Source organism: Agromyces arachidis, from assembly GCF_052805135.1.
The window spans coordinates 20,468-45,314 of the sequence record NZ_JBRBDK010000012.1; the positions used below are offsets into that span (position 1 = coordinate 20,468).

A 24,847-nucleotide genomic window follows, 5' to 3' on the forward strand; every position below is an offset into this window, starting at 1 on the left:
CCTTGCTAGCGTGGTGCCCGAACCCCCGCAGAGCAGGAGCGTCCGCATGCCCGAGAGCACCACCCCCGCCAGCGCCAACATCGGAGTCGTCGGCCTCGCCGTCATGGGCTCGAACCTCGCCCGCAACCTGGCCAGTCGCGAGGGCAACACGGTCGCGGTGTTCAACCGCTCCCCCGAGCGCACGCACACGCTCACCTCCGAGCACCCCGAGGCCGGCTTCGTCGCGTCCGAGAGCTACGACGACTTCGTGGCATCCCTCGCGAAGCCCCGCACCGCGATCATCATGGTGCAGGCCGGCCGGGGCACCGACGCGGTCATCTCCGAGCTCGTCGAGCGCTTCGAGCCGGGCGACATCATCGTCGACGGCGGCAACGCCAACTTCCACGACACGATCCGGCGCGAGGCCGAGATCAAGCCGACGGGCATCCACTTCGTCGGCGCGGGCATCTCCGGCGGCGAGGAGGGTGCGCTGAACGGCCCGTCGATCATGCCCGGCGGCTCGGCCGAGTCGTACGAGACGCTCGGCCCGATCCTCGCGTCGATCGCCGCGGTGGCCGAGGGCGAGCCCTGCGTGACCCACGTCGGCACCGACGGCGCCGGGCACTTCGTCAAGATGGTGCACAACGGCATCGAGTACGCCGACATGCAGCTCATCGCCGAGGCCTACGACCTGATCCGCCAGGGCACCGGCAAGTCCCCCGCCGAGATCGCCGACATCTTCGCCGAGTGGAACACGGGCGAGCTCGAGAGCTACCTCATCGAGATCACCGCCGAGGTGCTCCGCCAGACGGATGCCGCGACCGGGCAGCCCCTCGTCGACGTCATCCTCGACGAGGCCGGCGCCAAGGGCACCGGCGCCTGGACGGTGCAGAACGCGCTCGACCTCGGCGTGCCGGTCTCGGGCATCGCCGAGGCCGTGTTCGCCCGCAGCCTGTCCTCCCGGCGCGCGCAGCGCGAGGCGGCCGCCGACCTCCCCGGCCCGGCCGGCGACTGGACCGTCGCCCCGGAGGACGCCGACGCGTTCGTCGAGGACGTCCGGCGCGCCCTCTACGCGTCGAAGATCATCGCGTACTCGCAGGGCTTCGACGAGATCGTCGCGGGCGCCGAGCAGTACGGGTGGGACGTGGAGAAGGGCGAGATCGCGAAGATCTGGCGCGCCGGCTGCATCATCCGCGCCCGCTTCCTCAACCGGATCGCCGAGGCCTACGCTGCGGACCCCGGCCTCGTCGCGCTCGTGACCGCGCCGTACTTCCGCGACGCCGTCGCCGGAGCGCAGCAGAGCTGGCGCCGCGTCGTGCAGGTCGCCGCGGGCGCCGGCATCCCCACCCCGGCCTTCTCGTCCTCGCTCGCGTACTACGACGGGCTGCGCGCCGACCGGCTGCCGGCTGCGCTCGTCCAGGGCCAGCGCGACTTCTTCGGCGCGCACACCTATCGGCGCAGCGATCGCCCGGGCGTGTTCCACACGCTGTGGTCGGGCGACCGCTCGGAGATCGAGACCACGCCCTCGTCGCACTGACGGGACGGCGCGGCAGCGGGCGCGAGGGGGCGCGGCGGACCATGGCGAGGCGATCGTGGCGGCTCGAGGGGCAGGACCCCGACTACCGCTTCACGCTCGCCAACGAGCGGACGTTCCTCGCGTGGATCCGCACCGCGCTCGCGCTGCTCGCGGGCGGGGTGCTGCTCCACCAGTTCGCCACCGATCTCGAGCCGCGCCTCGTGCTCGTCGTGGTCGCGGTCGGCCTCGGCGCGGCATCCACCGTGCTCAGCGCGATCGCGTACACCCGGTGGCGCGCCAACGAGATCGCGATGCGCCACGGCCGTCCGCTCCCGCAGGGATGGGCCCTGCCCGTGCTGGCGGCGACGAGCCTCGTCACCGCCGCGGTGCTGACGATCGTCCTCCTGGTGTCGTGAGCCCGGCGCCGTGACCGCCTCCAGCCTGCCCTCGCCCGCCGACCCGGGGCTCCAGCCGGAGCGCACCGCCCTCGCGTGGGGCCGCACGTCGCTCGCGATGTCGGTCAACGCGCTGCTGTCGCTGCGCGCCGGGCTGGTGCTCGGCGAGCCGTCGCTCGTGGCGATCGGCGCGCTGCTGCTCGCGGCCGCCGGCGGCGCCGTCGCCGTCGGCGCACTCCGGCGCTCGCAGCTCTCCGGTGCCGAACTGACCGTGTCGCCGCCCCGCTGGGCGGCCCCGGGGCTGACCGCCGCGACCGTCCTCGCGAGCGTCGCGGGGATCTGGTCGGTCCTCGTGGAAGGATCGGCAGGGTGAACGACTCCCACCCCGAGCTCGACGACCGGGGCGACGACCGCCCGGTCCGCACGGCGCGTCGCCGCCGTGCGCTGCGGATCGTCGTGCTCGTCGCACTGGCGGGGATGGTGCTCCCGCTCGTGCTCTCCGCGTACGGGGTCGCCCGGGCGGCCGCCGAGCGCGCGTGCGCGATCTACGCCCTCGACTACAGCGCGCTCGCAACCTCGTCCGTGTCGTTCGAGCCGTTCGCCGAGGGCGGCCCGGGCTGGCTCTGCTTCGCACAGGTCGGCCCCGGCGACCGGGGCATCCTGCTCGGGAACCTCGGGCTCATGCCCGCCGCGCCGCGACCCTCGCCCGGTCGCGAGGCGTGATCGCACGCACCCCGCGCCGGGCGGGGCGGGGCGTCACGATTCGAGCAGCTGTTCGCGCACCTTGCGCCGGATGACCTTGCCGATCAGCGAACGAGGCAGGTCGTCGACCTGGACCACGCGCCGCGGCACCTTATAGGGCGTCAGGCGTTCGCGGCCGAACGACCGGATGGCGTCGGCGTCGAGCGTCGCGCCGTGCCGCAGCACGACGGCCGCGACGACCTCCTCGCCGCTGCGCTCGTCAGGCAGCCCGACCACCGCGCAGTCCTCGACGTCCGGGTGGTGGCGGAGCGCCTCCTCGACCTCGCTCGGGGCGACGTTGAAGCCGCCCGTGATGATGAGCTCCTTGATGCGGTCGACGATGCAGACGAACCCGTCGTCGTCGATCGTGACGATGTCGCCGGTGCGGAACCACGGTGCACCGCCGTCGGGATCGGCGACGAACACGGCCTCGGTCTCCTCCGGCTTCTGCCAGTAGCCGCGGAAGACCTGCGGGCCGCGGACCACGAGCTCGCCGCGCTCGCCGTGCGGCATGCCGCGCGCGGGGTCGTCGGGGTCGACGACGCGCACCTCGGTCGACGGCAGGGGCAGGCCGATCGTCCCGGCCCGGCGGGTGGATGCCGCCGGGTTGACGATGAGCACGGGCGAGGTCTCGCTGAGCCCGTAGCCCTCGACGAGGAGCCCGCCGGTGCGCGCCTCCCACGGCTCGACCACGTCGGCCGAGAGCGGCATGGCCCCCGAGACGCCGTAGCGGATGCCGCGCAGCGAGACCCCCGCGGCATCGGCCGCGGCCGTGAGCCGCTCGTAGATGGGCGGCACCGCGGGCAGGAAGGTCGGCGGCCGCTTCCGGACCACCTTCAGCACCAGGTCGGGATCGAACTTCGGGAAGAGCACGAGCCGCGCGCCCATGCTCATGGCGAACGTCAGGCACAGCGTGAGCCCGTAGGCGTGGAACATGGGCAGCACCGCGTAGAAGACCGACGTGCCTCGCTCGATCTCGGGCACCCACGCGCGCGCCTGCGCGGCGTTGGCCAGCAGGTTGGCGTGGGTGAGCATGGCGCCCTTGGGGTTGCCCGTGGTGCCGCTCGTGTACTGGATGGCCGCGAGGTCGTCGACCGCCGGGCCGGCGACCGCGGGGTCGAGCGGGTCGGATGCCACGACGTCGCGCCACGGCACCGTTCCGTGCACCTCCGTGGTCAGCGCCGCGCGCGATTCGCGGGCCTTCGCGATGGGCAGGCGCAGCGCCAGGCGGGTGGCGAACGGCATGGCGCGCGTGATGTCGACGGAGACGATCCGCTCGACGGCGACGTCGCTCGGGAACGACTGGATCGTGTCGACGACCTTGTCCCAGGCGATGACGACGCGCGCGCCGTGGTCCTCGAACTGGTGTCGAAGCTCGCGCGGCGTGTACAGCGGGTTGTGCTCGACGACGATCGCACCGAGCCGCAGGACGGCGTAGAACGCGACGATGTGCTGCGGGCAGTTCGGCAGCACGAGCGCGACGCGGTCGCCGGCCCGCACCCCGAGCCTCCGCAGTCCCTCGGCCGCGCGATCGACCTGGTCGCCGAGCTCGGCGTAGGTCATGACCCGACCGAAGAACTCGAGCGCGGGGCGGCTCGGGTACTGCTCGACCGAGGTGCGGATGAGGTCGGAGAGCGACCCCTCGGGCGCCGGCAGCTCGTGCGGGACGCCCGGTGCGTAGCTTCGGAGCCAGGGCTTCGCCGAGGCAGCCGCCATCAGGCCGCCCCGTCGAACATGCTGGTGACGCTGCCGTCTTCGAACACCTCGTGGATGGCGCGCGCGAGCAGCGGCGCGATGGGCAGCACCGTCAGGCGGTCCCAGCGCTTCTCCTCGGGGACGGGGAGGGTGTCGGTGACCACGACCTGGTCGATGGAGTCGGACTGCAGGATCTCGACGGCCGGGTTCGAGAAGACGGCGTGCGTGGCGGCGACCACGACCCCCGTGGCGCCGTTCTTCTTCAGCGCCTCGGCGGCCTTGACGATCGTGCGCCCCGTGTCGATGAGGTCGTCGACGAGCAGGCAGACACGGCCCTCGACGGTTCCGACGATCTCGTGCACCGAGACCTGGTTGGGCACGAGCGGGTCGCGCCGCTTGTGGATGATCGCGAGCGGCGCCCCGAGCTTGTCGGACCAGATGTCGGCCACGCGCACGCGGCCCATGTCGGGCGACACGACCGTCAGCGTCTCCGGATCGAGCAGCTTGCGGAAGTGCTCGAGGAGGACCGGCATCGCGAAGAGGTGGTCGACGGGACCGTCGAAGAAGCCCTGGATCTGCGCGGCGTGGAGGTCGACCGACATGATGCGGTCGGCTCCGGCCGCCTTGTACAGGTCGGCGACCAGTCGGGCGGAGATCGGCTCGCGACCGCGGCCCTTCTTGTCCTGACGGGCGTACGGGTAGAAGGGCGAGACGACCGTGATGCGCTTGGCCGAGGCTCGCTTGAGCGCGTCGACCATGATGAGCTGCTCCATGAGCCACTCGTTGATGGGTGCCGCGTGCGACTGGATCACGAACGCGTCGGTGCCGCGGACGCTCTCGCCGTACCGCGCGTACAGCTCGCCGTTGGCGAAGGTGCGCGCGTCGGTCGGCACGAGCTCGGAGCCGAGCTCGGCCGCGATCTGCTTCGCGAGCTCGGGGTGCGCGCGCCCGGAGATCAGCACCAGCCGCTTCGATCCGGTGGTCTCGATCATGTGTGCAGTCCTTCCCACCGGTGACGGCGTTCTCTGGTGTGATCAGTCCTCGGCCTGCCGGCCGGCGTCGTCGGCGGGCTCCCCCGCCGGCTCGGCGGCCCCGGCCGCCTCGGCCGCGTCGGTGCCCGCGCGGTGCTCCAGGACCCACCCGTCGATGTTGCGCTGCGGGGCCACGTTCACGGCGAGTGCGCCGGCGGGCACGTCCTTGCGGACGACCGTCCCGGCTCCCGTGTAGGCGCCGTCCCCAATCGTAACGGGCGCGACGAACACGCCGTGCGATCCGGTGCGCACGTGCGATCCGATCGTGGTGCGGTGCTTGGCCACGCCGTCGTAGTTCGCCGTGATGGAGCCGGCGCCGACGTTGGAGCCCTCGCCGATCTCGGTGTCGCCGATGTACGAGAGGTGGGGCACCTTGCTGCCCGCGCCGATGTTCGCGTTCTTGGTCTCGACGAAGGTGCCGATCTTGCCGTCCGCGCCCAGCACGGTGCCCGGCCGCAGGTACGAGAACGGCCCGACCGTCGCGCCGGCGCCGATGACGGCGAGCGTGCCGTCCGTTCGCTTCACCTCGGCGTTCGCGCCGATCTCGCAGTCGACGAGCGTCGTGTCGGGGCCGACGACCGCGCCGGTCGCGATCGCGGTCGCGCCCTTGAGCTGCGTGCCGGGGCGGATGGTGACGTCGGGCTCGATGCGCACCGCCAGGTCGATCCAGGTGGTCGCCGGGTCCTCGATGGTCACGCCGTTGAGCTGCCAGCCCCGCACGATGAGGGCGTTCAGCCGCGCGGCCGTCTCGGACAGCTGCGCGCGGTCGTTCACGCCCGCGACGAGCCAGCCCTCCGAGACCGGTCGCGCCTTGACCTCAGAGCCCGCGGCCCGCAGGTGCTCGATGACGTCGGTGAGGTACTTCTCGCCCTGGGCGTTCTCGGTGGTCAGGTTCGCGAGCTGGTCTCGCAGCGCGTTCGCGCCGAACGCGTACACGCCCGCGTTGACCTCGTCGATCGCGAGCTCGACCTCGGAGGCGTCCTTTTGCTCGACGATGCGGTCGAACGACCCGTCGGCGGCGCGCACGATGCGGCCGTACCCGGTGGGGTCGTCGTAGCGGGCCGAGAGCACCGACGCGGCGAGCCGGTCGGCGCGGTGCCGCTCGAGCAGCTCGGTGAGGGTCGAGGCGTTCAGCAGCGGCACGTCGCCGTTCAGCACGAGCACCTCCCCCGCGAAGTCGGCCGGCAGCGCCTCGACGGCCTGCTCGACGGCCCGCCCGGTGCCGGGGATCTCGTCCTGGTCGACGATGATCGTGCCCGGCAGCTCGGTCGCGATCGCCTCCGCGACGAGGTCGCGCTCGTGCCGCACCACCGCGACCACGTGCGCGGCGTCGAGCGCTCGCGCGGTGGCGAGCACGTGCGCGATGATCGGCGCACCCGCGAGCGGATGCAGGATCTTCGGCGTGGCCGACTTCATGCGGGTCCCCTGACCCGCGGCGAGGACGATGATGGCGAGGTTGTTGTCCATGCTCCGCCACCAGGATTCGAACCTGGGCCTCACAGCTCCAAAGGCTGTCGTGCTGCCGTTACACCATGGCGGACCGCGCCGGGCGGAGTCCGCCGAGCGCGCCTACCAAGTCTGCCACGCGGCATCCGCCGGATCGGAACGCCGCCCGGCTCCGCCGGGCGGAGTCGTCGTCGATGGGATACTGGCCGCATGACGACCGCGGACCGGGACGAGGTGGACCGGATCGTCGACGACTGGGAGCGGGAGCGCCCCGACCTCGACTTCGCGCCGCTGCAGGTGTTCTCGCGGGTGGGCCGGCTCGCGAAGCTCCTCGACCGGGCGCGGAGGCAGGCGTTCGAGCGTTCCGAGCTCGAGTCGTGGGAGTTCGACGTCCTCTCGGCGTTGCGCCGTGAGGGCGCGCCGTTCCGCCTGCCGCCTAAGGCGCTCCTCGCCCAGACGCTCGTCTCGAGCGGGACCATGACGAACCGGATCGACCGGCTCGTCGCGCGCGGGCTGGTGACGCGCCAGACCGACCCGCACGACGGCCGCGGCATCCTCGTCGAGATGACGCCGGCCGGGCTCACGCGCGTCGACGCGGCGATCACGCGGCTCGTCGACGCCGAGGCCGAGCTGCTCGCGGGCCTGCCGCCGGCCGAGCAGCGCCGTCTCGCCGCGCTGCTGCGGAAGCTCTCGCTCGGCTTCGCCTGACCCCGGCGCCTACCGCCTGAGCACCCGCCGCGCGAGCCGGTTGCCGGCGAACTGCACGACCTGCACGAACACCACGATCAGCAGCACCGCCGCCCACGTCACGACCGGTTCGAACTGCCGGAAGCCGTAGAGCTGCGCGAAGTACCCGAGGCCGCCGCCCCCGATGAGACCCGCCATGGCCGACATGTCGATCACCGCGATGACGATGAACGTGTAGCCGAGGATCAACGGGCCGAGGGCCTCGGGCACGACGACCGTCCCGAGGATCCGCACCGGGCCCGCACCCATCGACCGTGCGGCCGCGATGACGCCGGGCCGGACGGTGACGAGGTTCTGCTCGACGATGCGCCCGATCGCGAACGCCGCGGCGAGCGAGAGCGCGAAGATCGCGGCATCCGTGCCGATGCCCACCCCGATGACCGCGCGGGTCAGCGGCTGCACGGCCGCGATGAAGATGATGAACGGGATCGGCCGGAAGAAGTTGATGACGAGGTTCAGCACCTGGTTCACGATGGTGCTCGGCAGCAGCCCGCCGCGCCTCGTCGCGTAGAGCCCGAGGCCGAGCAGGAACCCGCCCGCGCCGCCGAAGAGCATCGTGAGCGCGACCATGTAGAGCGTCTCGCCGGCGGCGGCCCAGAACTCGGGACCCAGTTCGAGGAGCCGGTCCATCAGCGCACCTCCGTCACGTCGGCGTGCCGCGCGACCGCGGCGAGCGCGCCGTCGATCGCGGCGTCGTCGCCGCGCACGGCGAGGGTGAGGTGGCCGAACGCGCGGCCCCGGATGTCGTTGATGCCGCCGTAGACGAGCTCGAACTCGAGTCCCGCCTCGGCGAGGTCGAGGAAGACGCGCGCCTGCGAGGCGTCGCCGTCGCGGAACGAGCAGGTCACGATGCGCCCCTCGTGCCGCTCGCGGAGCACCGCGAGCTCGGCCGGCGAGGGCACGCCCTTGACCACCGTGCCGACGAACCTCCTCGACGACGGATGCCGCGGGGCGGAGAACACGTCGAAGACGTCGCCGTGCTCGATCACGCGGCCCGCGTCCATCACGGCGACCTTCGTGGCGATCGACTGGATCACGTCCATCTCGTGCGTGATCACGAGGATCGTGACGCCCTGCTCCTCGTTCACGCGCTTGAGGAGCGCGAGCACCTCGTGCGTCGTCTCGGGGTCGAGCGCGCTCGTCGCCTCGTCGGCGAGGAGGATGCGCGGCCGGGTCGCGAGCGCGCGGGCGATGCCGACGCGCTGCTTCTGCCCGCCGGAGAGCTGGTCGGGGCGGGCGTCGGCCTTGTCCGAGAGGCCGACGAACGCGAGCAGCTCGTCGACGCGGGCGCGGACGTCGGCCTTCGCCCAGCCGGCCACCTTCAGCGGGTACGCGACGTTGCCGCGCACGGTCTTCGCCTCGAACAGCTCGAACTGCTGGAAGACCATGCCGATGCCGAGGCGGATGCGGCGGAGCTCGCGCTCGCGGAGTCCCGTGATCTCCCGCCCGTCGATGCGGATCGAGCCGCTCGTCGCGGGCTCGAGCGCGTTCACGAGTCGCACGAGCGTCGACTTGCCGGCACCCGAGTAGCCGATGATGCCGTAGACGTCACCGGCCTCGATCTCGAGCGAGACGTCGTCGACCGCGGTGACGGCCTCCGCGTTCCGGCCCACGGCCGGGTAGGACTTGCTCACGTGCTCGAGGGTCACGAGCGCCATGCGGTACCTCCTCCGCGCACGCGCGTGCGGGCGGCGTCGCCCGGTGGGGGCTCGTCGCCCGCGCGCGTGCGGGGTCGTGTCGTGGTCGGGATCAGCCGTGGGCGCGGGTGTCGTCCTCGACCGTGGCGAGCGAGCCCAGGAGCTCGTCGACCGGGGTCGTCAGCGCCACGGCGGTGTCGCCCGACGCCTCGATCAGGCCCGCCTGCACCTCGGGGTCGGTCTGGAAGATCTCGACCAGCTTCAGGTACGTCTCGTCGTCGGCGTCCTCGGCACGGGCCGCGAAGACGTTGACGTAGGGCAGCGCGTTGGGGTCGCTCGGGTCGTCCTGCGCGATCGCGTCGGCGAAGGTGAGGCCGGCGTCCTGCACGAAGTCGTTGTTGATGACGGCGGCGGCGACATCCGGCAGGCTCGTCGGGGTCAGCGACGCGTCGAGGGGCGTCACCGCCACCTTCGAGGCCGCCTCGTCGATGTCGTCGACGGTCGAGAAGATCGAGCCGCCGCCCTCGAGCTCGATGAGGCCCGCCGACTGCAGCACGAGCAGCGCGCGGGCGAGGTTCGAGGGGTCGTCCGGAACGGCGACGGTGCTGCCGGCGGGGATGTCGTCGACCGAGTCGTGGTTCAGCGAGTAGAGGCCGAGCGGGTAGATCGCGGTCGCGCCGATCGGCTGCAGGTCGGCGTCGGCCGAGACGTTGTAGTCGGCGAGGTAGACGATGTGCTGGAACTGGTTGAGGTCGAGCTCGCCCTCGGCGAGCGCCGGGTTGGGCTGCGTGTAGTCGGCGAAGTCGACGAGCTCCACGTCGATGCCGGCCTCGGCGGCGGCCTCCTCGAAGGCGGGCCACTGGGGGTCGGACTTGCCGACGACGCCGATGCGGACGACGTCGGCGGTCTCGGCCGCGCCGGCCGACGAGCAGGCGACCAGGCCGATGGCGAGGGGGGCCGCGGCGAGCGCGGCGACGAGCTTGGTTCGGGTTCCGGACATGGGCGGGGTTCCTCTTTCGCTTCGACGCGCGCGAACGGGTGCTGGTGGCGGATGGTGCCCGGCATGACGAAACCCCACCGCTGGTGGCGGTGGGGCGTCGATGCCGCGTTCGCGAACGCGCTTCCCACGGTAGGCGAAGATGCTTCATTCGATTGGCGTGGTTGTCACGCCATGTCACAGATCCTGCGAACTCAGCCTTCCAACTGCTCGGAAACTTCGAGCCAGCGGGTTTCGAGGTCCGCCACCGCGCCCTCCAGCGCGCGCAGTTCGTCGCCGAGGGCGCCGAGGCCCACGTAGTCGGACTGGTCGTGGCGGGCGAGTCGCTCGTGCTGCTCGGCGATCTGGGCCTGCAGCTTCTCGAGTCGACGGTCGATGGACGAGAGCTCCTTCTCGGCCGCGCGCCGATCGGCTCCGGCGAGCGCGGGTCCGGGCGCCGCCGCGGCCGCCGCGCCGGACGACGCCGTGGCCGCGGAAGCCGCGCGCCCGGCATCCGTCGCCTCCTGCTGGCGGCGCAGCTCGAGGTACTGCTCGACGCCTCGCGGCAGGTCGCGGAGGTGCCCGTCGAGGATCGCGACCTGGCGGTCCGTGACGCGCTCGACGAGGTAGCGGTCGTGGCTGACGACGAGGAGCGTGCCGGGCCACGCGTCGAGCAGGTCCTCGATCGCGGCCAGCATGTCGGTGTCGAGGTCGTTCGTGGGCTCGTCGAGGATCAGCACGTTCGGCTCCTGCAGCAGGATGAGCAGGAGCTGCAGCCGGCGCTTCTGGCCGCCCGAGAGGTCCTTCACCGGCGTCGCGAGCTGCTGGCTGGTGAACCCGAGGCGCTCGAGCAGCTGCCCGGGCGTCAGCTCGACCGCCTTCGAGCCCGAGCCGAACACGTAGCTCGACTTCTGCGCCGCGACCACGGCGCTGACCCGCTCGTCGGCCCACTCGACGAGCTCCGCGAGCTCCTGGCTGAGCACGGCGATCTTGACCGTCTTGCCGCGCTTGACCCGGCCGGTGGTCGGCTGCACCTCGCCGGTCACCAGCTTCAGCAGGGTCGACTTGCCGGCGCCGTTCACGCCGAGGATGCCGGTGCGCTCCCCCGGCGCGATGCGCCACTCCAGCTCGTGCAGGACGGTCCGGGTCGCCGGCGCGCCGGGCGCGGCATCCCGCACCGGGTACTCGACCGTCACGTCGAGGAGGTCGACGACGTCCTTGCCGAGCCGCGACACCGCGAGGCGGTTGAGCTCGACGGGATTGCGCACCGGCGGCTCGTCCTCGATGAGCTGGTTCGCCGCCTCGATGCGGAACTTCGGCTTCGACGTCCGTGCCGGCGCGCCGCGGCGCAGCCACGCGAGCTCCTTGCGCATCAGGTTCTGGCGCTTGGCCTCGGATGCGGCGGCCATCCGGTCGCGCTCGACGCGCTGCAGCACGTACGCGGCGTACCCGCCCTCGAAGGGCTCGACGATGCGGTCGTGCACCTCCCACGTGGCCGTGCACACCTCGTCGAGGAACCAGCGGTCGTGCGTCACCACGACGAGCGCGCCGTCGTTCGCCGCCCAGCGGCCCTTCACGTGGCGTGCGAGCCAGGCGATGCCCTCGACGTCGAGGTGGTTCGTCGGCTCGTCGAGGAACAGCACGTCCCAGTCGCCGACCAGGAGCGCGGCGAGCCCGACGCGGCGACGCTGCCCGCCCGACAGGTCGCCCACCCGGCCCTGCCAGGGCACGTCGGCGAGGAGGCCCGCGATCACGTCGCGCGCCTTGGCGTCGCCCGCCCAGACGTGCTCCTCGATGCCGCCGACGACCGCATCGGCGACCGTGGCATCCGGGTCGATGGCGTCGGCTTGGTCGAGCATGCCGATCCGCACTCCGCGACGCACGGTCACGCGGCCGCCGTCGGGCTCGAGGCGCCCCGTGAGCAGCTTCAGCAGCGTCGACTTGCCGTCGCCGTTGCGCCCCACGATGCCGATGCGGTCGCCCTCGTCGATGCCGAGGGTGACCTCGTCGAAGACGGTGCGGGTGGGGAACTCGAGGTGCAGGCGCTCGGCGCCGAGGAGGTGTGCCATGTCGCGCTCCACCCTAGCCACTGCGCACCGGGGCGGCGCCGGGCGTCAGCGCAGCACGACGCGCGCACCGTGCACGGGTCCGTGCACGTGCACCGCAGTGAGCCGGGCCGCAGACAGCGCGACCTGCAGCTCGATCGCCGCGTCGCCGTCCTCGACGAGGAACGCCACGGTCGGCCCGGAACCCGAGACGAGTCCGGCGAGCGCGCCGTTGCTTCGGCCGATCTCGAGGATCCGGCCGAGGCCGGGCGCGAGCGAGAGCGCCGCCGACTGGAGGTCGTTGTGCAGTGCGGCGCCGAGCCGGTGCGGGTCGCCGGCCCGCAGCGCCTGCAGCACCGAGAGGTCGACGGCGGGCGCCGCCGACGCGACCGCGGAGCCGGGCTGCCAGTCGGCCTCGAGCCCGGCGTCGCGGCGGCGGTCGAGCTCGCCGTAGACCGCCGGCGTGGACAGGCCGAACTCCGCGACGGCGAGCACCCAGTGGAACGATCCCGTGGCCAGCGCGGGGCTGAGGCGATCGCCGCGCCCGGTGCCGATCGCCGTGCCGCCGGTGAGCGCGAACGGCACGTCGGCGCCGAGCGACGCGGCGAGCGCGTGCAGCTCCTCCTTCGGGAGCGCGGTGCCCCACAGCGCGTCGCACGCGACGAGCGTGGCCGCGGCATCCGCCGACCCCCCGCCCATGCCGCCGGCGATCGGCACGTGCTTGTCGATCTCGAGGCGCACGCCGCCGGGCACGCCGGCGTGCTTCGCGAGGAGGCGGGCGGCGCGGACCGCCAGGTTCGAGGCATCCGTCGGCAGGTCCGAGGTGTCGACGGACCCGGTGAAGCCGACCGTGATCTCGTCGTCCGGCCAGGCCCGGACGTCCTCGTACAGCGACACCGCCTGGTACGCGGTGGCGACGTCGTGGTAGCCGTCGGCGCCGGCCTCGCCGACGCGCATGAAGAGGTTGATCTTGCCGGGCGCCCGGACGTGCACCGCCTCGTCGGTCGCCGCGATCGTCATGGCTCCACGCTAGGGCATGCGCTCGGCCATCGCGGCCCGCGCGACGCGCAGGAAGTCCGAGACGGTCAGCTGCTCGCCGCGCCCCTGCGGGTCGACCCCGGCACGCTCGAGCACCGCGCTCGCCGCGGCCGCCGAGCCGCCCAGCCGGCCCGAGAGCGACTGCCGCAGCATCTTCCGGCGCTGCTGGAACGCGGCGTCGACCAGGTCGAACACGGCCACCCGCTCGGCCTCGGTGCCCGGCGGGTCGCCCGGCGCCGGGCCGCGTTCGAAGCCGACGAGCACGGAGTCGACGTTCGGCACCGGCCAGAAGACCATCCGGGAGACCTGGCCGGCGATGCGCCAGCGCCCGTACCAGGCGGCCTTCACGCTCGGCGCGCCGTAGACCTTGGATCCCGGCTCCGCCGCGAGCCGGTGCCCGACCTCGGCCTGCACCATCACGATGCCGCTGCGCAGCGACGGGAAGTGCTCGAGCAGGTGCAGCAGCACGGGGACCGAGACGTTGTACGGCAGGTTCGCCACGAGCCGGCTCGGTTCGCCGGGCAGCGTCATCACGCGCAGAGCGTCGTCGTGCACGACCGTGAGGCGCGCGTCGGGCTGCATGACCCTCGCGGTGTGCGGGAGCTGCGCCGCGAGGCGCGCGTCGATCTCGACGGCGACGACGTCGGCGCCCGCCTCGAGCAGCCCGAGCGTCAGCGACCCGAGGCCGGGTCCGATCTCGAGGACGGTCTCGCCGGGACGGACGCCGGCGGCCTGCACGATCCGGCGCACGGTGTTCGCGTCGTGCACGAAGTTCTGGCCCAGCTTCTTCGTCGGCGTCACGCCGAGGAGCTCGGCGAGGTCGCGGATCTCGGCGGGCCCGAGCAGGCGCGGCGTTCGGTCCGCGCCGTCGGCCTCGTGGCGGCGCGCGTTCACCGGCTGTACCCCCGCACGGTCTCGATGCTGCGGCACGCCGGTGCCGCGGTGGTCGCGGCGCGCCGCATCACGGCGATCCCGCCGGATCGGCCACGGGCCCGTCGGCGGACGGCGCGAGCCCCTCCGCCCACGATCCGTACGCGCGGACGGTGTTGCCCGCGACCTGCGCGCAGAGCTCGTCGAGGTCGGCGCCGAGGACGTCGGCCATGAACCGCATCGTGTGCGGCACGAGGTACGGGGCGTTCGGGCGTCCGCGCAGCGGCACCGGCGTGAGGTACGGCGCGTCGGTCTCGACGAGCAGGAGCTCCCGCGGCAGGATGCGGAGGGCCTCGCGGAGGTTCTCCGCGTTCTTGAACGTCACGTTGCCCGCGAACGAGCAATACCAGCCGGACTCGCCGGCGAGCCTCGCCAGGTCCTCGCCGCCCGAGAAGCAGTGGAAGACCGTGGTCGTCGGCGGTCCGACCCTCCGGAGGGTCGCGACGACCTCGTCGTGGGCGTCGCGATCGTGGATCTGGAGGGCGATGCCGTGGCGCTTCGCGATGTCGATGTGGGCTTCGAACGACCGGAACTGCGCGTCGCGGCCGTCCTCGCCGGTGCGGTAGAAGTCGAGGCCGGTCTCGCCGACCGCCCGGACGCGCGGCCGTCCCGCGAACTCGTCGATGACCGCGAGTGCGGCATCCAGTTCGCCGCGTGCGTCGAGCTCGGGCGCCTCGTTCGGGTGCAGCGCGACGGCGGCGAGCAGGCGCGGCTCGCGCGCCGCGATCTCGGCCGACCATCGGCTCGTCGCGACATCCGTGCCGACCTGGACCGCGCCGGCGACGCCGACGGAGGCCGCTCGCTCGAGGTGCTCGTGCGCGGTCAGCGGCAGCGCCCCGTCGGCGATCTCGAGGTGCGTGTGGTTGTCGTAGACGGCGACCGGGAGCGGCTCGGGCAGCGGCGGGTACTCGGCCGCGCGACCGCCGTCGGAGCGCGTTCGGAGGTGGTCGGCCGGAGCCGTCACTCGGCGACCTCGACCCGCGGGAAGAGCGGCTCGAGCGCCGTGACGCGAGCGCCGGGCGTCCACTCGTGGGCCCGCTCGATGCGCTGCTCCTGCACGGTCCCGGGCGCCCCGAGCGCGGTCCAGAGCTTCGCGGTCGACTTCGGGACCACGGGCGAGAGCAGCACGGCGAGCGTGCCGAGACCGTGGTAGGCCGTGGCGAGCACCGCTTCGAGCCGCTCGCGATTCGCGGGATCCTTCGCGAGCGCCCAGGGCTCCTGCTCGGTGAGGTAGCCGTTCAGCGCGTCCACCAGACGCCAGGTCTCCGCGATCGCCTCGTGCACCTGGAGCCGTTCGACGGCCCGCCAGGCGGCATCCGTCACCTCGGCCTCGAGCGTCGCGATCGCCTCGTCGGCGTCGGTGCGACCGGCGCTGCCCGAGGGCACCTCCCCGTCGCAGTACCGCCCGATCATCGCCACCACGCGCGAGGCGAGGTTGCCGAAGCCGTTGGCGAGCTCGGCCTGGTAGCGGGCCGCGAGGTCCTCCCACGAGAACGAGCCGTCCTGCCCGAAGGAGATCGCCGAGAGGAAGTAGTACCGGAACGCGTCGGAGCCGAAGGTGTCGGTGATCTGCTCGGGCGCGATGCCGGTCAGCTTGGACTTCGACATCTTCTCGCCGCCGACGAGGAGCCAGCCGTGACCGAAGACCCCCTTCGGCACCTCGAGGCCGGCGGCCATGAGCATCGCCGGCCAGATGACCGCGTGGAAGCGGAGGATGTCCTTGCCCACGACGTGCTGCGCCGGCCAGCGACGCGCGAACTCCGCATCGTCCTGTCCGTACCCGACGGCGGTGATGTAGTTGAGCAGCGCGTCGAACCACACGTAGACGACGTGGGTCTCGTCCCACGGCACCTTCACGCCCCAGTCGAACGTGGACCGCGAGATCGAGAGGTCGGCGAGTCCCGAGCGCACGAAGCTCACGACCTCGTTGCGGGCCGACTCGGGCTGGACGAAGTCGGGGCGGCTCTCGTACAGCTCGAGCAGGCGCTCCTGGAAGGCCGACATGCGGAAGAAGTAGTTCTTCTCGTGCAGCAGTTCGACGGGCTTGGAGTGGATGGCGCACACGAGCTGGCCGGCGTACTCGCCCTCGCCGTCGATGAGCTCGGACTGCTGCTTGTACTCCTCGCAGCCGACGCAGTAGTAGCCCTCGTACTCGCCGGTGTAGATCCAGCCCTCGTCGAACAGGTGCTGGAGGAACTTCCGCACGTTCGCCTCGTGCCGCTCGTCGGTCGTGCGGATGAAGTCGTCGTTGGCGACGTCGACGGTGTCGAGGAGCGGCTTCCACGCCTCCGCGACGAGCTTGTCGGCCCACTCCTGCGGGCTCACGCCGTTGGCGGTCGCGGTCCGGAGGATCTTCTGGCCGTGCTCGTCGGTGCCGGTGAGCATCCAGGTGTCGCGACCCGCCTGGCGGTTCCACCGCGCGAGCACGTCGGCGGCCACCTCGGTGTACGCGTGCCCGATGTGGGGCACGTCGTTGACGTAGAAGATGGGGGTCGTGATGTAGAACGAGGAGCCGTCGGCCATGCCCTCAATCCTACGGGCGGCGCCGGCGGCGCGACGCCGGGGCGGATCCGCCCCGGACGTGCGCGGGCGACGTTCAGCGCGCGGGTGCCCCGGCGCCGACCGGCACCTCCACGGTGGGGATCGGTCCGGTGCGCAGCCGGCGCGCGCGTCCGTCGCCGATCACCGGCGGGAGCATGTCCTCGACCGCGACCCGGTCGTGCGGCGTGGGGATCCCGATGGTGACGTCCTGCTGCTTGATGCGGGCGGGCTTCACCTTCTGGCCCTTGTAGTCGACGAGCTTCATGCCGATGACGATCTTCCCGGCGGAGTCGCGCTGGTCGAGCTGCCGGTACGCGTCCCCGATCTCGGCGAGCGAGAAGACGTCGGCGATGGGCAGCCGCACCTGGCGATCGGCCACCATCTGGGCCACGCGCCCGAGCGCGAGGGTGTCGCCGGCGTAGAGCTTGACCGCGTCGTGGTCCTCGACCGCGGCCCAGTCGGTCGTCGTGAACACGCGCGACGGCGCCACGCCGAGCGCGGCGGCCTCGTCGGCCCCGCCGCCGAGGAAGTCGAGGAACGCGGTGACCGGCGATCCGGTGATCTCCCGGACGCGGGCCGCGAGGTCCGGGCCGTACGCGACGGGGATGATGCCGAACTGCCGGATGAAGTCGAAGCGCTCCTCGGTCGTGGTGCCGATCACGACGGCGCCGCGGGCCTTCGCGAGCTGCGCGGCCAGGCAGCCGATGCCGCCCGCCGCGGCCGTGACCACCACGACGTCGCCGGAACCGAGGTTCACGCCCTCCACGGCGCCCAGCGCGGTCGTCCCGGCGACGTAGAGCGACCCCGCGACCTCCCAGGAGAGCGAGATGGGCTTCGGCACGAGCTGCGCCTCGGGCACAACCACGTGGGTGGCCTGCGCGCCGCGGGCGACGTAGCCGATGACCTCCGCGCCGCGCCGGAACCGGCCCGCGCCCGCTCCGGCCTTCGCGACGACCCCGGCGAACTCGCGACCCTGGCCCGAGGGGAACTCGACCGGCCACCGGTCCGCGTTCGATCCGGCCCGTACCGCCGTCTCGACCGGCGAGATCCCCGCGGCGTACACCTCGACGAGCACCTCCCCCGGTCCGGGCTCGGGCGTCGGGACCTCCCGAACCTCGAGCACCTCCGGACCGCCGAACTCACTGAACCGAACCGCCTGTGCCATGACGTCACCCCCTGGACTCCGATGTCGCCGTCATCCTGCGCTCGCACGGTGGGAGCCGCTTGGGAGCCACCTGTGATTCCGATGCATGCGAATGAATCGGTCTGGGCGGCGTCGGACGCGCCCGATCCGGGGCCGGCGCTCAGTCGGGACGACGCGCCGAGAGCGCCGCCTCGTACAGGTCGCGCTTGCCGAGCCCGGTCTCCGCGGCCACCGTCGCCGCGGCGTCCTTCAGCCGGGTCCCGGATGCCGCGAGCGCGAGCACGCGCTGCACGGCCTCCCCCTCGTCGGCCGGCGCGGGTTCGGGTGCGCCGCCGACGACGATGCAGATCTCGCCCCGCACCCCGCCCGCGGCCCATTCGGCGAGCTCGGCCAGGGGGCCGCGGCGCACCTCCTCGTGGAGCTTGGTCAACTCCCGGCACACGGCCGCGGGCCGGTCGGCGCCGAACGCCTCGGCGAGCGACTCCAGGCTCGCCGCGATCCGGGACGGCGCCTCGAAGAACACCAGGGTGCGGCGATCCGGCGCGAGCTCGGCCAGCCGCCGCATCCGCTCGCCCTGCTTGCGCGGCAGGAACCCCTCGAACGCGAACCGGTCGGTCGGCAGGCCCGACACGGCGAGCGCGGTGATCACCGCGCTCGGCCCGGGGATCGCCGTGACGGCCACGCCCGCGGCGACCGCCGCCTGCACGAGCGGGAAGCCGGGATCGGAGACGGTCGGCATGCCCGCGTCGCTGAGCACGAGCAGGTCGCCCTCGCGCGCGAGGTCGACGAGGTCGCCGGCGCGGGCGCGTTCGTTGTGCTCGTGCAGCGCGATCAGCTTGGGCCGATTGGCGACGCCGAGCGCGGCGAGCAGCCGCTGGGTCACCCTCGTGTCCTCGGATGCCACGACGTCCGCATCCTCGAGGGCCTGGCGCAGCCGCGCCGAGGCGTCGCCGAGGTTGCCGATGGGCGTCGCCGCGAGGATGATCACGGTTCCAGTCTGACGCACGGAGGCCCACCCGGGCGCGGCTACAGTGGGGCGCATGGGTGCGAACGGGGCCGACGCCGACGCGCGCGACGCCGTCCCCGACGCCGCCTCGGACACCGGACCCACCGTCCTGGCCGGCGCACCGCCGGCCGGATCGCCGCCCGCGCCGAGCGTCGAGGCCGTCGACGACCGCCCCCGCGGCTCCCGCCTCGACGAGTGGTGGGCGCACCTCCTGCGCACCCCGCGCCGTCGGGCGCTCTGGGACTGGGGCGGCCCCGTCGCGGTGGCGCTGGTCGCCGCGGCGCTGCGGTTCTGGAGCCTCGGCCACCCGCAGGTCGTGGTGTTCGACGAGACCTACTACGTGAAGGACGCGTGGACCCTCATCGCGAACGGCTACGAGTCGGCGTGGCCGGAGGGGGCCGACGCGGGCTTCGCCCGCGGCGACACCGACGCGTTCTCCGACGAGGGCTCCTACGTGGTCCATCCGCCCCTCGGCAAGTGGATGCTGGGCCTCGGCATGGCCGTCTTCGGCGCGGACAGCGCGTTCTGGTGGCGCGCCTCGACCGCGCTCGCCGGCGTCGTGGCGGTGTTCGCGATGACGATGGTCGGTCGCATCCTCTTCCGCTCGACGACCCTCGCCGTGATCGCCGGCCTCCTGCTCGCGATCGACGGGAACGCCATCGTGATGAGCCGGGTGGCACTGCTGGACAACTGGCTGATGCTCTTCGGCCTGCTCGGATTCTGGTTCGTGCTCCTCGACCGGGCCCGGACGTCGTCGCGGTTCCGGGCTCGACTCGCGGCGCTCCGCGAGGGCGGCGGCGAACCGCGCTCCGGGCCGGTCGTCTGGGCCCGCCCGTGGGTCGTGGCGGCCGGCGTCGCGTTCGGCGCGGCGATCGCGGTCAAGTGGTCGGGGCTGTACTTCCTGGCCGCAGTGGGGATCTACCTCGTGCTCGTCGACGCCCTGGCGCGGCGCCGCTCCGGCCTGCCGTTCTACGTCGAGGGCGCGGTGGTCAAGCAGGGGCCCGTCACGTTCCTCCTGCTCGTCCCGGTCGCCGCGGCGACCTACCTGGCGTCGTGGACGGGCTGGCTGGCGACGTCGGGCGGGTACTACCGCGACTGGGCCGCCCAGGCCGAGAATGCGGCGACGGGCTTCTGGTCGTGGGTGCCGCTCCCGCTGCAGAGCCTCTGGCACTACCACCAGGCCGCCTTCGGCTACCACGTGGGGGTGCGCAGCGAGCATCCGTGGTCGGCGAACCCGCTCACGTGGCCGCTGATGCTCCGTCCGACGAACATGTACTACGCCGACGAGTCGGGATGCGGCGCCGACGAGTGCGTCGCGTCGATCATCGGCATCGCCAACCCGTTGATCTGGTGGGCGGCCACGCTCGCCGCGGTGTACCTCGTGTACCGCTTCGCGCGCTACCGCGAATGGCAGGCCGGGGCGGTGCTGCTGGGCGTCGCGGCGGGATACCTGCCGTGGCTCCTGTACCTCGAGCGCACCGTGTTCCACTTCTACACGATCGCCTACCAGCCCTACGTGACGCTCGCGCTCGTCTACGTGCTCGGCCTCGTGCTCGGGCGGCCCGACGACCTGCGGTGGCGCCGTCAGCGGGGCATCGCCACGGTCGCGGTGTACCTGTCCGTGACGATCGCGGTGTCGCTGTTCTTCCTCCCCCTGTGGACCGCGATGCCGGTGAGCCCCGAGTTCCGGCAGCTCCACTTCTGGTTGCCGGGCTGGGGATGAACCCGCGCGACGAGGACGCGGCCGTGGAACCCGGCCGCGCGCGGCGGTTCCGGGAGCGGATACCCGGCCTCGCCGTCGCAGCGGGGGCCGCGGTCGTCGCCTGGCTGGCGCATCTCGCGGTTCCCGCCATCCCCCTCCTGACGATCGCGGTGGCGGCGGGCATCGTCATCGGCCAGGTGCGGCGGGCGCGACCCGCCCTCGACGGCCCGCTCCGTCCGGGGCTCGCCTTCAGCGCGCGCACGCTCCTCCGCGCCGGGATCGTGCTGCTCGGCCTGAAGCTCGCCCTCGGCGACATCGCCGCGCTCGGGTGGGTGACGGTGCTGACGACCGTCGCCGTGGTGGTGCTCGCCTTCGGCGGCACGTGGTGGCTCGGTCGTGCGCTCGGCCTGCCGGGCCGCGAACCGCTCCTGGTCGCGAGCGGCTTCGCGATCTGCGGAGCCTCCGCGATCGGCGCGATGGGCGCCGCGGTGCGCGCGCGCCACGAGGAGCAGGCGGTGCCGGTGGCACTCGTGACGCTGTGCGGCACCCTCGCGATCGCGGTGCTGCCCGCGCTGCGGATCCCGCTCGGCCTCGACGCGCCGGCGTTCGGCCACTGGGTCGGCGCCGGGGTGCACGACGTCGGCCAGGTCGTGGCGACGGCGCAGGTCGCGGGGACGTCGGCGCTGGCGGTCGCGGTCGTGGTGAAGCTCACGCGCGTGCTGCTGCTCGCGCCCATGGTCGCGGTCACCGCCGGGGTCGAGCGACGACGGGCCACGGATGCCGCCGGCCCCCGTCCCGCCGTCGTGCCGCTGTTCGTCGTGGGATTCCTCGCCGCGGTCCTGCTCCGCACGTTCGTCCCGGTGCCGGAGCCGCTGCTCGCCGCCGCCGACCTCGTGCAGACGACGCTGCTCGCGATGGCGCTGTTCGCGCTCGGCGCGTCGATCCGGATCGCCGCACTGGTCCGCACCGGCTGGCGGGCTCTCCTGGTGGGACTGTCGTCGTGGGTGCTCGTCGCCGCGCTCGCCTACGGCGCGGCGCTGCTCGGCTGATCGCCTGCGGTGGGGCCGGCGCTCAGTCCGCGGGCTGCCGGGGCGTCGCGCCCCGGGACGCGGCCCGGCCGGCGGCATCCGTGTCGTGAGTGCCGCGGACCAGGATCGCGACCTTGCCGGTGACCGCGCCCGAGGCGAGCCGGGCGAGCGCCTCGGGCGCCCGCTCGAGCGGGAACACCTCGTCGACCCGGGGCCGCAGCCGTCCCGCCTCGGCGTGCTCGCGCAGTTCGTCGAGGTCGTCTCCGCTGCGCCTTGCCGCGAGCGGCTTCAACCGGCGGCGGGTGAACGGCGAGCGCAGCGCCGCGGCGGCGAGCCGGGGCAGCGGCCCGAGGAGGCGCGAGCCGGTGCCGGCCGAGAGCACGAGCGTGCCGCGCGGGGCGAGGATGCGCTCGAGCGCCGAGATCGAGTGCGCCGCCACGAGGTCGATGATCACGTCGTACACGTCGCCCGCCCGTGTCGGGTCGTCGGTCCGTCGGTCGATGACGCGCGTCGCGCCCGCGGCGCGCACGTGGTCGGCCTTCGCGGCGCTCGCGACGCCGGTGACCTCGGCGCCGAACGCGGTGGCGAGCTGCACCGCGAAGGTGCCCACGCCGCCCGACGCGCCGATCACGAGCACGCGGTCGCCGCGACCGACCCGGCCGAGCCGGAGCGCCTGCAGCGCCGTGGTGGCCGACACCGGGATCACCGCGGCGTGCACGTCGTCGAGCACGGTAGGGGCGCGGCGCACGAACGCGGCGTCGACCACGGCGGTCTCGGCGAACCCGGCCTGGTCCGACTCCGCGAACACGCGGTCGCCGACCGCGAGGTCCGTCACCCCGGCGCCGACGGCCGCGACGCGACCGGCGATGTCGCGACCGACGACGGGCGTGCGCGGTCGGCGGAGGCCGAACGCCGCCCGCAGCAGCAGCGGCTCGCCGCGCATGACCCACACGTCGCCGGCATGCACGCCGGCCGCCGTCACCGCGATGGCGACCTCGCCGGCCCGCGGCGACGGCTCGGGGACCTCGTCGACGGAGAGGACCTCGGGCCCCCCGTAGCCGTGCTGGACGAGCGCGCGCATCATGCCTCCTGGAGCTCCGGCACGGGCGTGAGCACGACCGAGCCGGCCTTGTGTCCGGTGTCGACGATGCGGTGCGCCTCCGCGACGGAATCGAGCGGCAGCACCCGATCGATCAGCGGGTCGAGCACGCCGGAGGAGGCGAGCGCCGCGAGCGCCTCGAGGTCGGGTCGCTTGGCTGCGGCGGAGCGCAGGCCGGTGAACAGGATGATCGCCCGTCGGCCGCCGAGCCGGCTGGTCAGCTGCTGGAGCATGATCGCCCAGGTCGGGACGGTCGTCAGGTAGCGACCGCCGGGGGCGAGGACGCGTCGCGCGCGGCCGAACGTGGACTTCCCGACCGCGTCGAAGACGACGTCGTAGGGGGCGCCGTCGGCGCCGGGTCGCATCGGGTCGACTCGCGTGTAGTCGACGACCCGGGCGGCGCCCAGACGTGCGACGGCGTCGACGTGCGCGGGCCCGCAGACGGCGGTGACCTCTGCCCCGAGGTGCATCGCGAGCTGGACCGCCGCCGACCCGACCGCGCCGGAGGCGCCGTTCACGAGCACCCGCGAGCCTCGCCCGACCCGGCCCGCGTCGCGCAGGAAGGGCAACGCGGTCATGGCGCCGTCGCACAGCGCGACCGCCGTCTCGACGGACACCCCGGCGGGCAGCGGCACGACGGCCGCGTCCTCGCGGACCACGATCGACTCGGCGTGGGCTCCCCCGTCGGCCCCCGTCGCCCCGAACACGCGGTCGCCGACGCGCAGCCCGGTCACGCCGGCGCCCACCGCCTCGACGACCCCGGCGAAGTCCGACCCGAGCACCGCGTTGCGCGGACGGCGCAGGCCGAACGCGAGCCGGGCGAACCAGGGCGAGCCCGACCGGCCCGCGGCATCCGCCGCCCCGACCGACGCCGCATGCACGCGCACGCGGACCTCTCCGGGACCGGGCTCCGGCCGCTCCCGCTCCTCGACCCCGACGACCTCCGGGGCACCGTACCGGTGATACGCGGCGATCCTCATGATGCCGACACCTCCTCATGGGGGTACTGGAAGACGTCGTCGAGCGGCACCCCGAACACCCGAGCGATCTGGAAGGCCATCTCGAGCGAGGGCGAGTACCGCCCCTGCTCGATGGCGATGACGGTCTGGCGGGTGACCCCGAGTCGCTCGGCGAGCTCGGCCTGGGTCATCTCGCCGTGGCGGAAGCGCAGCGAACGGATGTCGTTCGTGACCCGCGTGGGCTTCACCATGCGGGCACCCCCCGGCGGTACATCACGAGCTTCGCGACGCTCGACAGGATGCCGGCGAGCACGAACCCGAGGTAGATCGCGTTCGCGATCCAGAACCAGTGCACCTGGAGCATCGCGAGGATGAGCGCGCCCACGCCGGCGGCGATGACCAGCGAGTTGCCCACCTGCTCGCCGGCCCGGTCGATCTGCTTGTCGCGCACGTCGGCGCGGTGGCTCTCGCTCGGCGTGATGATCTCGAGCAGGATGCGTCCGACGATGCCGGCGACGATCGCGCCGCCGATGGTCCAGAGCATGGGGATCGCGTAGTCGGCCTCGTCGACCGGCGTCCCGTCGGCCAGTTGCGCGAGCACGAGCCAGAGGTAGACCCCGTAGGCCACGATCGTGACCACGAGGAACGACCACGTGCCCTTCTCCTCGTACGACATCCGTTCCCTCTTCCTGATGTGAAGAATGTTTGACATGGCAAGTGTCAACCATTCTCGACACTATGTCAAGCATTCTTTACATGCCGATCGCGCGGACCTCCTCGACGGGAGGTTTCCGCGCGGACGGGCGATCCGGCGGTGCACTCACGAGGAGAAACCTCCCGTCGAGCCGTCCGGAGGTCAGTGATCGGCGCCCCCGACGAGCTTCAGGCCGACGACGCACCCGACGAGGCCCGCGATGAGCGCGAGGCGCGCCCCCGAGACCTCGGTCTCCCCCGTCACCATGGCCCAGGTCACCGTGAGGGCCGCGCCGATGCCGACCCAGACCGCGTACGCGGTGCCGACGGGGATGCCGCGCATGGCCCAGGCGAGCCCGCCCATCGACAGGACGAGCGCGACGCCGAACACGATCGACGGCCAGAGCCTGGTGAACCCCTCGGACCTGCCGAGGGCGGTGGCCCAGACGGCTTCCAGCACACCCGAGGCGATGAGGACGATCCACGACATGACGGCACT

25 protein-coding genes and 1 tRNA gene are annotated in these 24,847 nt (G+C 73.1%); 7 read left to right on the forward strand and 19 right to left on the reverse strand.

The genetic code is table 11. The features are described 5' to 3' along the window. Positions 1-46: 46 nt before the first annotated feature. Genes gnd through ACUY4T_RS13520 form a run of 4 tightly spaced genes read left to right on the forward strand, consistent with a single transcriptional unit; the run spans position 47 to position 2,613 of the window. On the forward strand, positions 47-1,516 hold the full coding sequence (gnd, locus tag ACUY4T_RS13505) for an NADP-dependent phosphogluconate dehydrogenase (protein WP_446019483.1): 1,470 nt from the start codon (positions 47-49) through the stop codon (positions 1,514-1,516). Between the two features lie 41 nt (positions 1,517-1,557). Next, positions 1,558-1,911 carry a YidH family protein gene (locus tag ACUY4T_RS13510; RefSeq protein ID WP_446019484.1) on the forward strand — a complete coding sequence of 118 codons (354 nt, stop codon included), beginning with the start codon at positions 1,558-1,560 and terminating at the stop codon, positions 1,909-1,911. Between the two features lie 10 nt (positions 1,912-1,921). Further along, positions 1,922-2,263 carry a DUF202 domain-containing protein gene (locus tag ACUY4T_RS13515; protein WP_446019485.1) on the forward strand — a complete coding sequence of 114 codons (342 nt, stop codon included), beginning with the start codon at positions 1,922-1,924 and terminating at the stop codon, positions 2,261-2,263. Continuing rightward, the gene (locus ACUY4T_RS13520; RefSeq protein ID WP_446019486.1) at positions 2,260-2,613 is read left to right on the forward strand and encodes a hypothetical protein; all 354 of its coding nucleotides are present in this window, start codon (positions 2,260-2,262) and stop codon (positions 2,611-2,613) included. Before ACUY4T_RS13515 ends, ACUY4T_RS13520 begins: the two co-directional genes overlap by 4 nt. Before the next feature lie 33 nt (positions 2,614-2,646). Here ACUY4T_RS13520 and ACUY4T_RS13525 read toward each other — a convergent pair whose 3' ends face one another. The 4 genes from ACUY4T_RS13525 to ACUY4T_RS13540 form a co-directional block, all read right to left on the reverse strand. Further along, entirely contained in the window at positions 2,647-4,347 is a 1,701-nt protein-coding gene (locus ACUY4T_RS13525; protein WP_446019487.1) for a long-chain-fatty-acid--CoA ligase, read from the reverse strand. Beyond that, a complete protein-coding gene (locus ACUY4T_RS13530) occupies positions 4,347-5,318 on the reverse strand; it encodes a ribose-phosphate diphosphokinase (RefSeq protein WP_446019488.1) in 972 nt (323 codons plus the stop codon). The genes ACUY4T_RS13525 and ACUY4T_RS13530 overlap by 1 nt, the downstream gene beginning before the upstream one ends. A 42-nt stretch (positions 5,319-5,360) precedes the next feature. Beyond that, positions 5,361-6,824: a bifunctional UDP-N-acetylglucosamine diphosphorylase/glucosamine-1-phosphate N-acetyltransferase GlmU gene (gene glmU / locus ACUY4T_RS13535; protein ID WP_446019489.1), complete on the reverse strand. Its 1,464-nt coding sequence runs from the start codon at positions 6,822-6,824 to the stop codon at positions 5,361-5,363. A 1-nt stretch (position 6,825) separates the two neighbouring features. Continuing rightward, a tRNA-Gln gene (locus ACUY4T_RS13540) sits at positions 6,826-6,897 on the reverse strand. 116 nt (positions 6,898-7,013) lie between these two features. Between ACUY4T_RS13540 and ACUY4T_RS13545 the strand changes: the two genes are divergently transcribed. Continuing rightward, a complete protein-coding gene (locus ACUY4T_RS13545) occupies positions 7,014-7,511 on the forward strand; it encodes a MarR family winged helix-turn-helix transcriptional regulator (protein ID WP_446019490.1) in 498 nt (165 codons plus the stop codon). A 9-nt stretch (positions 7,512-7,520) separates the two neighbouring features. Here the strand turns inward: ACUY4T_RS13545 and ACUY4T_RS13550 are convergent, their stop codons facing one another. From ACUY4T_RS13550 to rsmI, 10 genes are all read right to left on the reverse strand, one after another. After that, positions 7,521-8,180 (reverse strand): methionine ABC transporter permease, encoded by a 660-nt coding sequence (locus ACUY4T_RS13550; RefSeq protein ID WP_446019491.1) that lies wholly within the window; start codon positions 8,178-8,180, stop codon positions 7,521-7,523. Next, entirely contained in the window at positions 8,180-9,208 is a 1,029-nt protein-coding gene (locus ACUY4T_RS13555; RefSeq protein ID WP_446019492.1) for a methionine ABC transporter ATP-binding protein, read from the reverse strand. The genes ACUY4T_RS13550 and ACUY4T_RS13555 overlap by 1 nt, the downstream gene beginning before the upstream one ends. A 91-nt stretch (positions 9,209-9,299) precedes the next feature. After that, on the reverse strand, positions 9,300-10,187 hold the full coding sequence (locus ACUY4T_RS13560) for a MetQ/NlpA family ABC transporter substrate-binding protein (RefSeq protein ID WP_446019493.1): 888 nt from the start codon (positions 10,185-10,187) through the stop codon (positions 9,300-9,302). A gap of 191 nt (positions 10,188-10,378) precedes the next feature. Further along, a complete protein-coding gene (locus ACUY4T_RS13565) occupies positions 10,379-12,232 on the reverse strand; it encodes an ABC-F family ATP-binding cassette domain-containing protein (RefSeq protein ID WP_446019494.1) in 1,854 nt (617 codons plus the stop codon). A 45-nt stretch (positions 12,233-12,277) separates the two neighbouring features. Continuing rightward, positions 12,278-13,228 carry a 4-(cytidine 5'-diphospho)-2-C-methyl-D-erythritol kinase gene (locus ACUY4T_RS13570; protein WP_446019495.1) on the reverse strand — a complete coding sequence of 317 codons (951 nt, stop codon included), beginning with the start codon at positions 13,226-13,228 and terminating at the stop codon, positions 12,278-12,280. 9 nt (positions 13,229-13,237) lie between these two features. Then, positions 13,238-14,140: a 16S rRNA (adenine(1518)-N(6)/adenine(1519)-N(6))-dimethyltransferase RsmA gene (gene rsmA, locus ACUY4T_RS13575; RefSeq protein ID WP_446019496.1), complete on the reverse strand. Its 903-nt coding sequence runs from the start codon at positions 14,138-14,140 to the stop codon at positions 13,238-13,240. A gap of 67 nt (positions 14,141-14,207) precedes the next feature. Further along, the gene (locus ACUY4T_RS13580) at positions 14,208-15,140 is read right to left on the reverse strand and encodes a TatD family hydrolase (protein ID WP_446019497.1); all 933 of its coding nucleotides are present in this window, start codon (positions 15,138-15,140) and stop codon (positions 14,208-14,210) included. Next, positions 15,137-16,699: a methionine--tRNA ligase gene (gene metG, locus ACUY4T_RS13585; RefSeq protein ID WP_446019498.1), complete on the reverse strand. Its 1,563-nt coding sequence runs from the start codon at positions 16,697-16,699 to the stop codon at positions 15,137-15,139. Before metG ends, ACUY4T_RS13580 begins: the two co-directional genes overlap by 4 nt. 73 nt (positions 16,700-16,772) lie before the next feature. Beyond that, the gene (locus tag ACUY4T_RS13590) at positions 16,773-17,882 is read right to left on the reverse strand and encodes an NADP-dependent oxidoreductase (protein ID WP_446019499.1); all 1,110 of its coding nucleotides are present in this window, start codon (positions 17,880-17,882) and stop codon (positions 16,773-16,775) included. A 139-nt stretch (positions 17,883-18,021) separates the two neighbouring features. Further along, complete coding sequence (gene rsmI / locus ACUY4T_RS13595) at positions 18,022-18,849, reverse strand: 16S rRNA (cytidine(1402)-2'-O)-methyltransferase (RefSeq protein WP_446019500.1); 828 nt, start codon at positions 18,847-18,849, stop codon at positions 18,022-18,024. A 52-nt stretch (positions 18,850-18,901) separates the two neighbouring features. Here rsmI and ACUY4T_RS13600 point away from each other — a divergent pair, with 52 nt between their 5' ends. Beyond that, positions 18,902-20,590 carry a dolichyl-phosphate-mannose--protein mannosyltransferase gene (locus ACUY4T_RS13600; protein ID WP_446019501.1) on the forward strand — a complete coding sequence of 563 codons (1,689 nt, stop codon included), beginning with the start codon at positions 18,902-18,904 and terminating at the stop codon, positions 20,588-20,590. Then, a complete protein-coding gene (locus ACUY4T_RS13605; RefSeq protein WP_446019502.1) occupies positions 20,587-21,618 on the forward strand; it encodes a YeiH family protein in 1,032 nt (343 codons plus the stop codon). Before ACUY4T_RS13600 ends, ACUY4T_RS13605 begins: the two co-directional genes overlap by 4 nt. Before the next feature lie 22 nt (positions 21,619-21,640). On the opposite strand, the gene ACUY4T_RS13610 is transcribed toward ACUY4T_RS13605, so the two are convergent. The 5 genes from ACUY4T_RS13610 to ACUY4T_RS13630 all read right to left on the reverse strand — a co-directional run bounded on the left by ACUY4T_RS13610 (position 21,641) and on the right by ACUY4T_RS13630 (position 24,838). Beyond that, positions 21,641-22,678: an NAD(P)-dependent alcohol dehydrogenase gene (locus ACUY4T_RS13610; protein ID WP_446019503.1), complete on the reverse strand. Its 1,038-nt coding sequence runs from the start codon at positions 22,676-22,678 to the stop codon at positions 21,641-21,643. After that, complete coding sequence (locus tag ACUY4T_RS13615; RefSeq protein WP_446019504.1) at positions 22,678-23,676, reverse strand: NAD(P)-dependent alcohol dehydrogenase; 999 nt, start codon at positions 23,674-23,676, stop codon at positions 22,678-22,680. Before ACUY4T_RS13615 ends, ACUY4T_RS13610 begins: the two co-directional genes overlap by 1 nt. Beyond that, positions 23,673-23,906, reverse strand: a complete 234-nt coding sequence (locus tag ACUY4T_RS13620; protein WP_155843796.1) for a helix-turn-helix transcriptional regulator — start codon at positions 23,904-23,906, stop codon at positions 23,673-23,675. Before ACUY4T_RS13620 ends, ACUY4T_RS13615 begins: the two co-directional genes overlap by 4 nt. Next, entirely contained in the window at positions 23,900-24,331 is a 432-nt protein-coding gene (locus ACUY4T_RS13625) for a hypothetical protein (protein WP_446019505.1), read from the reverse strand. Before ACUY4T_RS13625 ends, ACUY4T_RS13620 begins: the two co-directional genes overlap by 7 nt. Positions 24,332-24,511: 180 nt before the next feature. Further along, complete coding sequence (locus ACUY4T_RS13630) at positions 24,512-24,838, reverse strand: DMT family transporter (protein ID WP_446019506.1); 327 nt, start codon at positions 24,836-24,838, stop codon at positions 24,512-24,514. Positions 24,839-24,847: the final 9 nt, after the last annotated feature.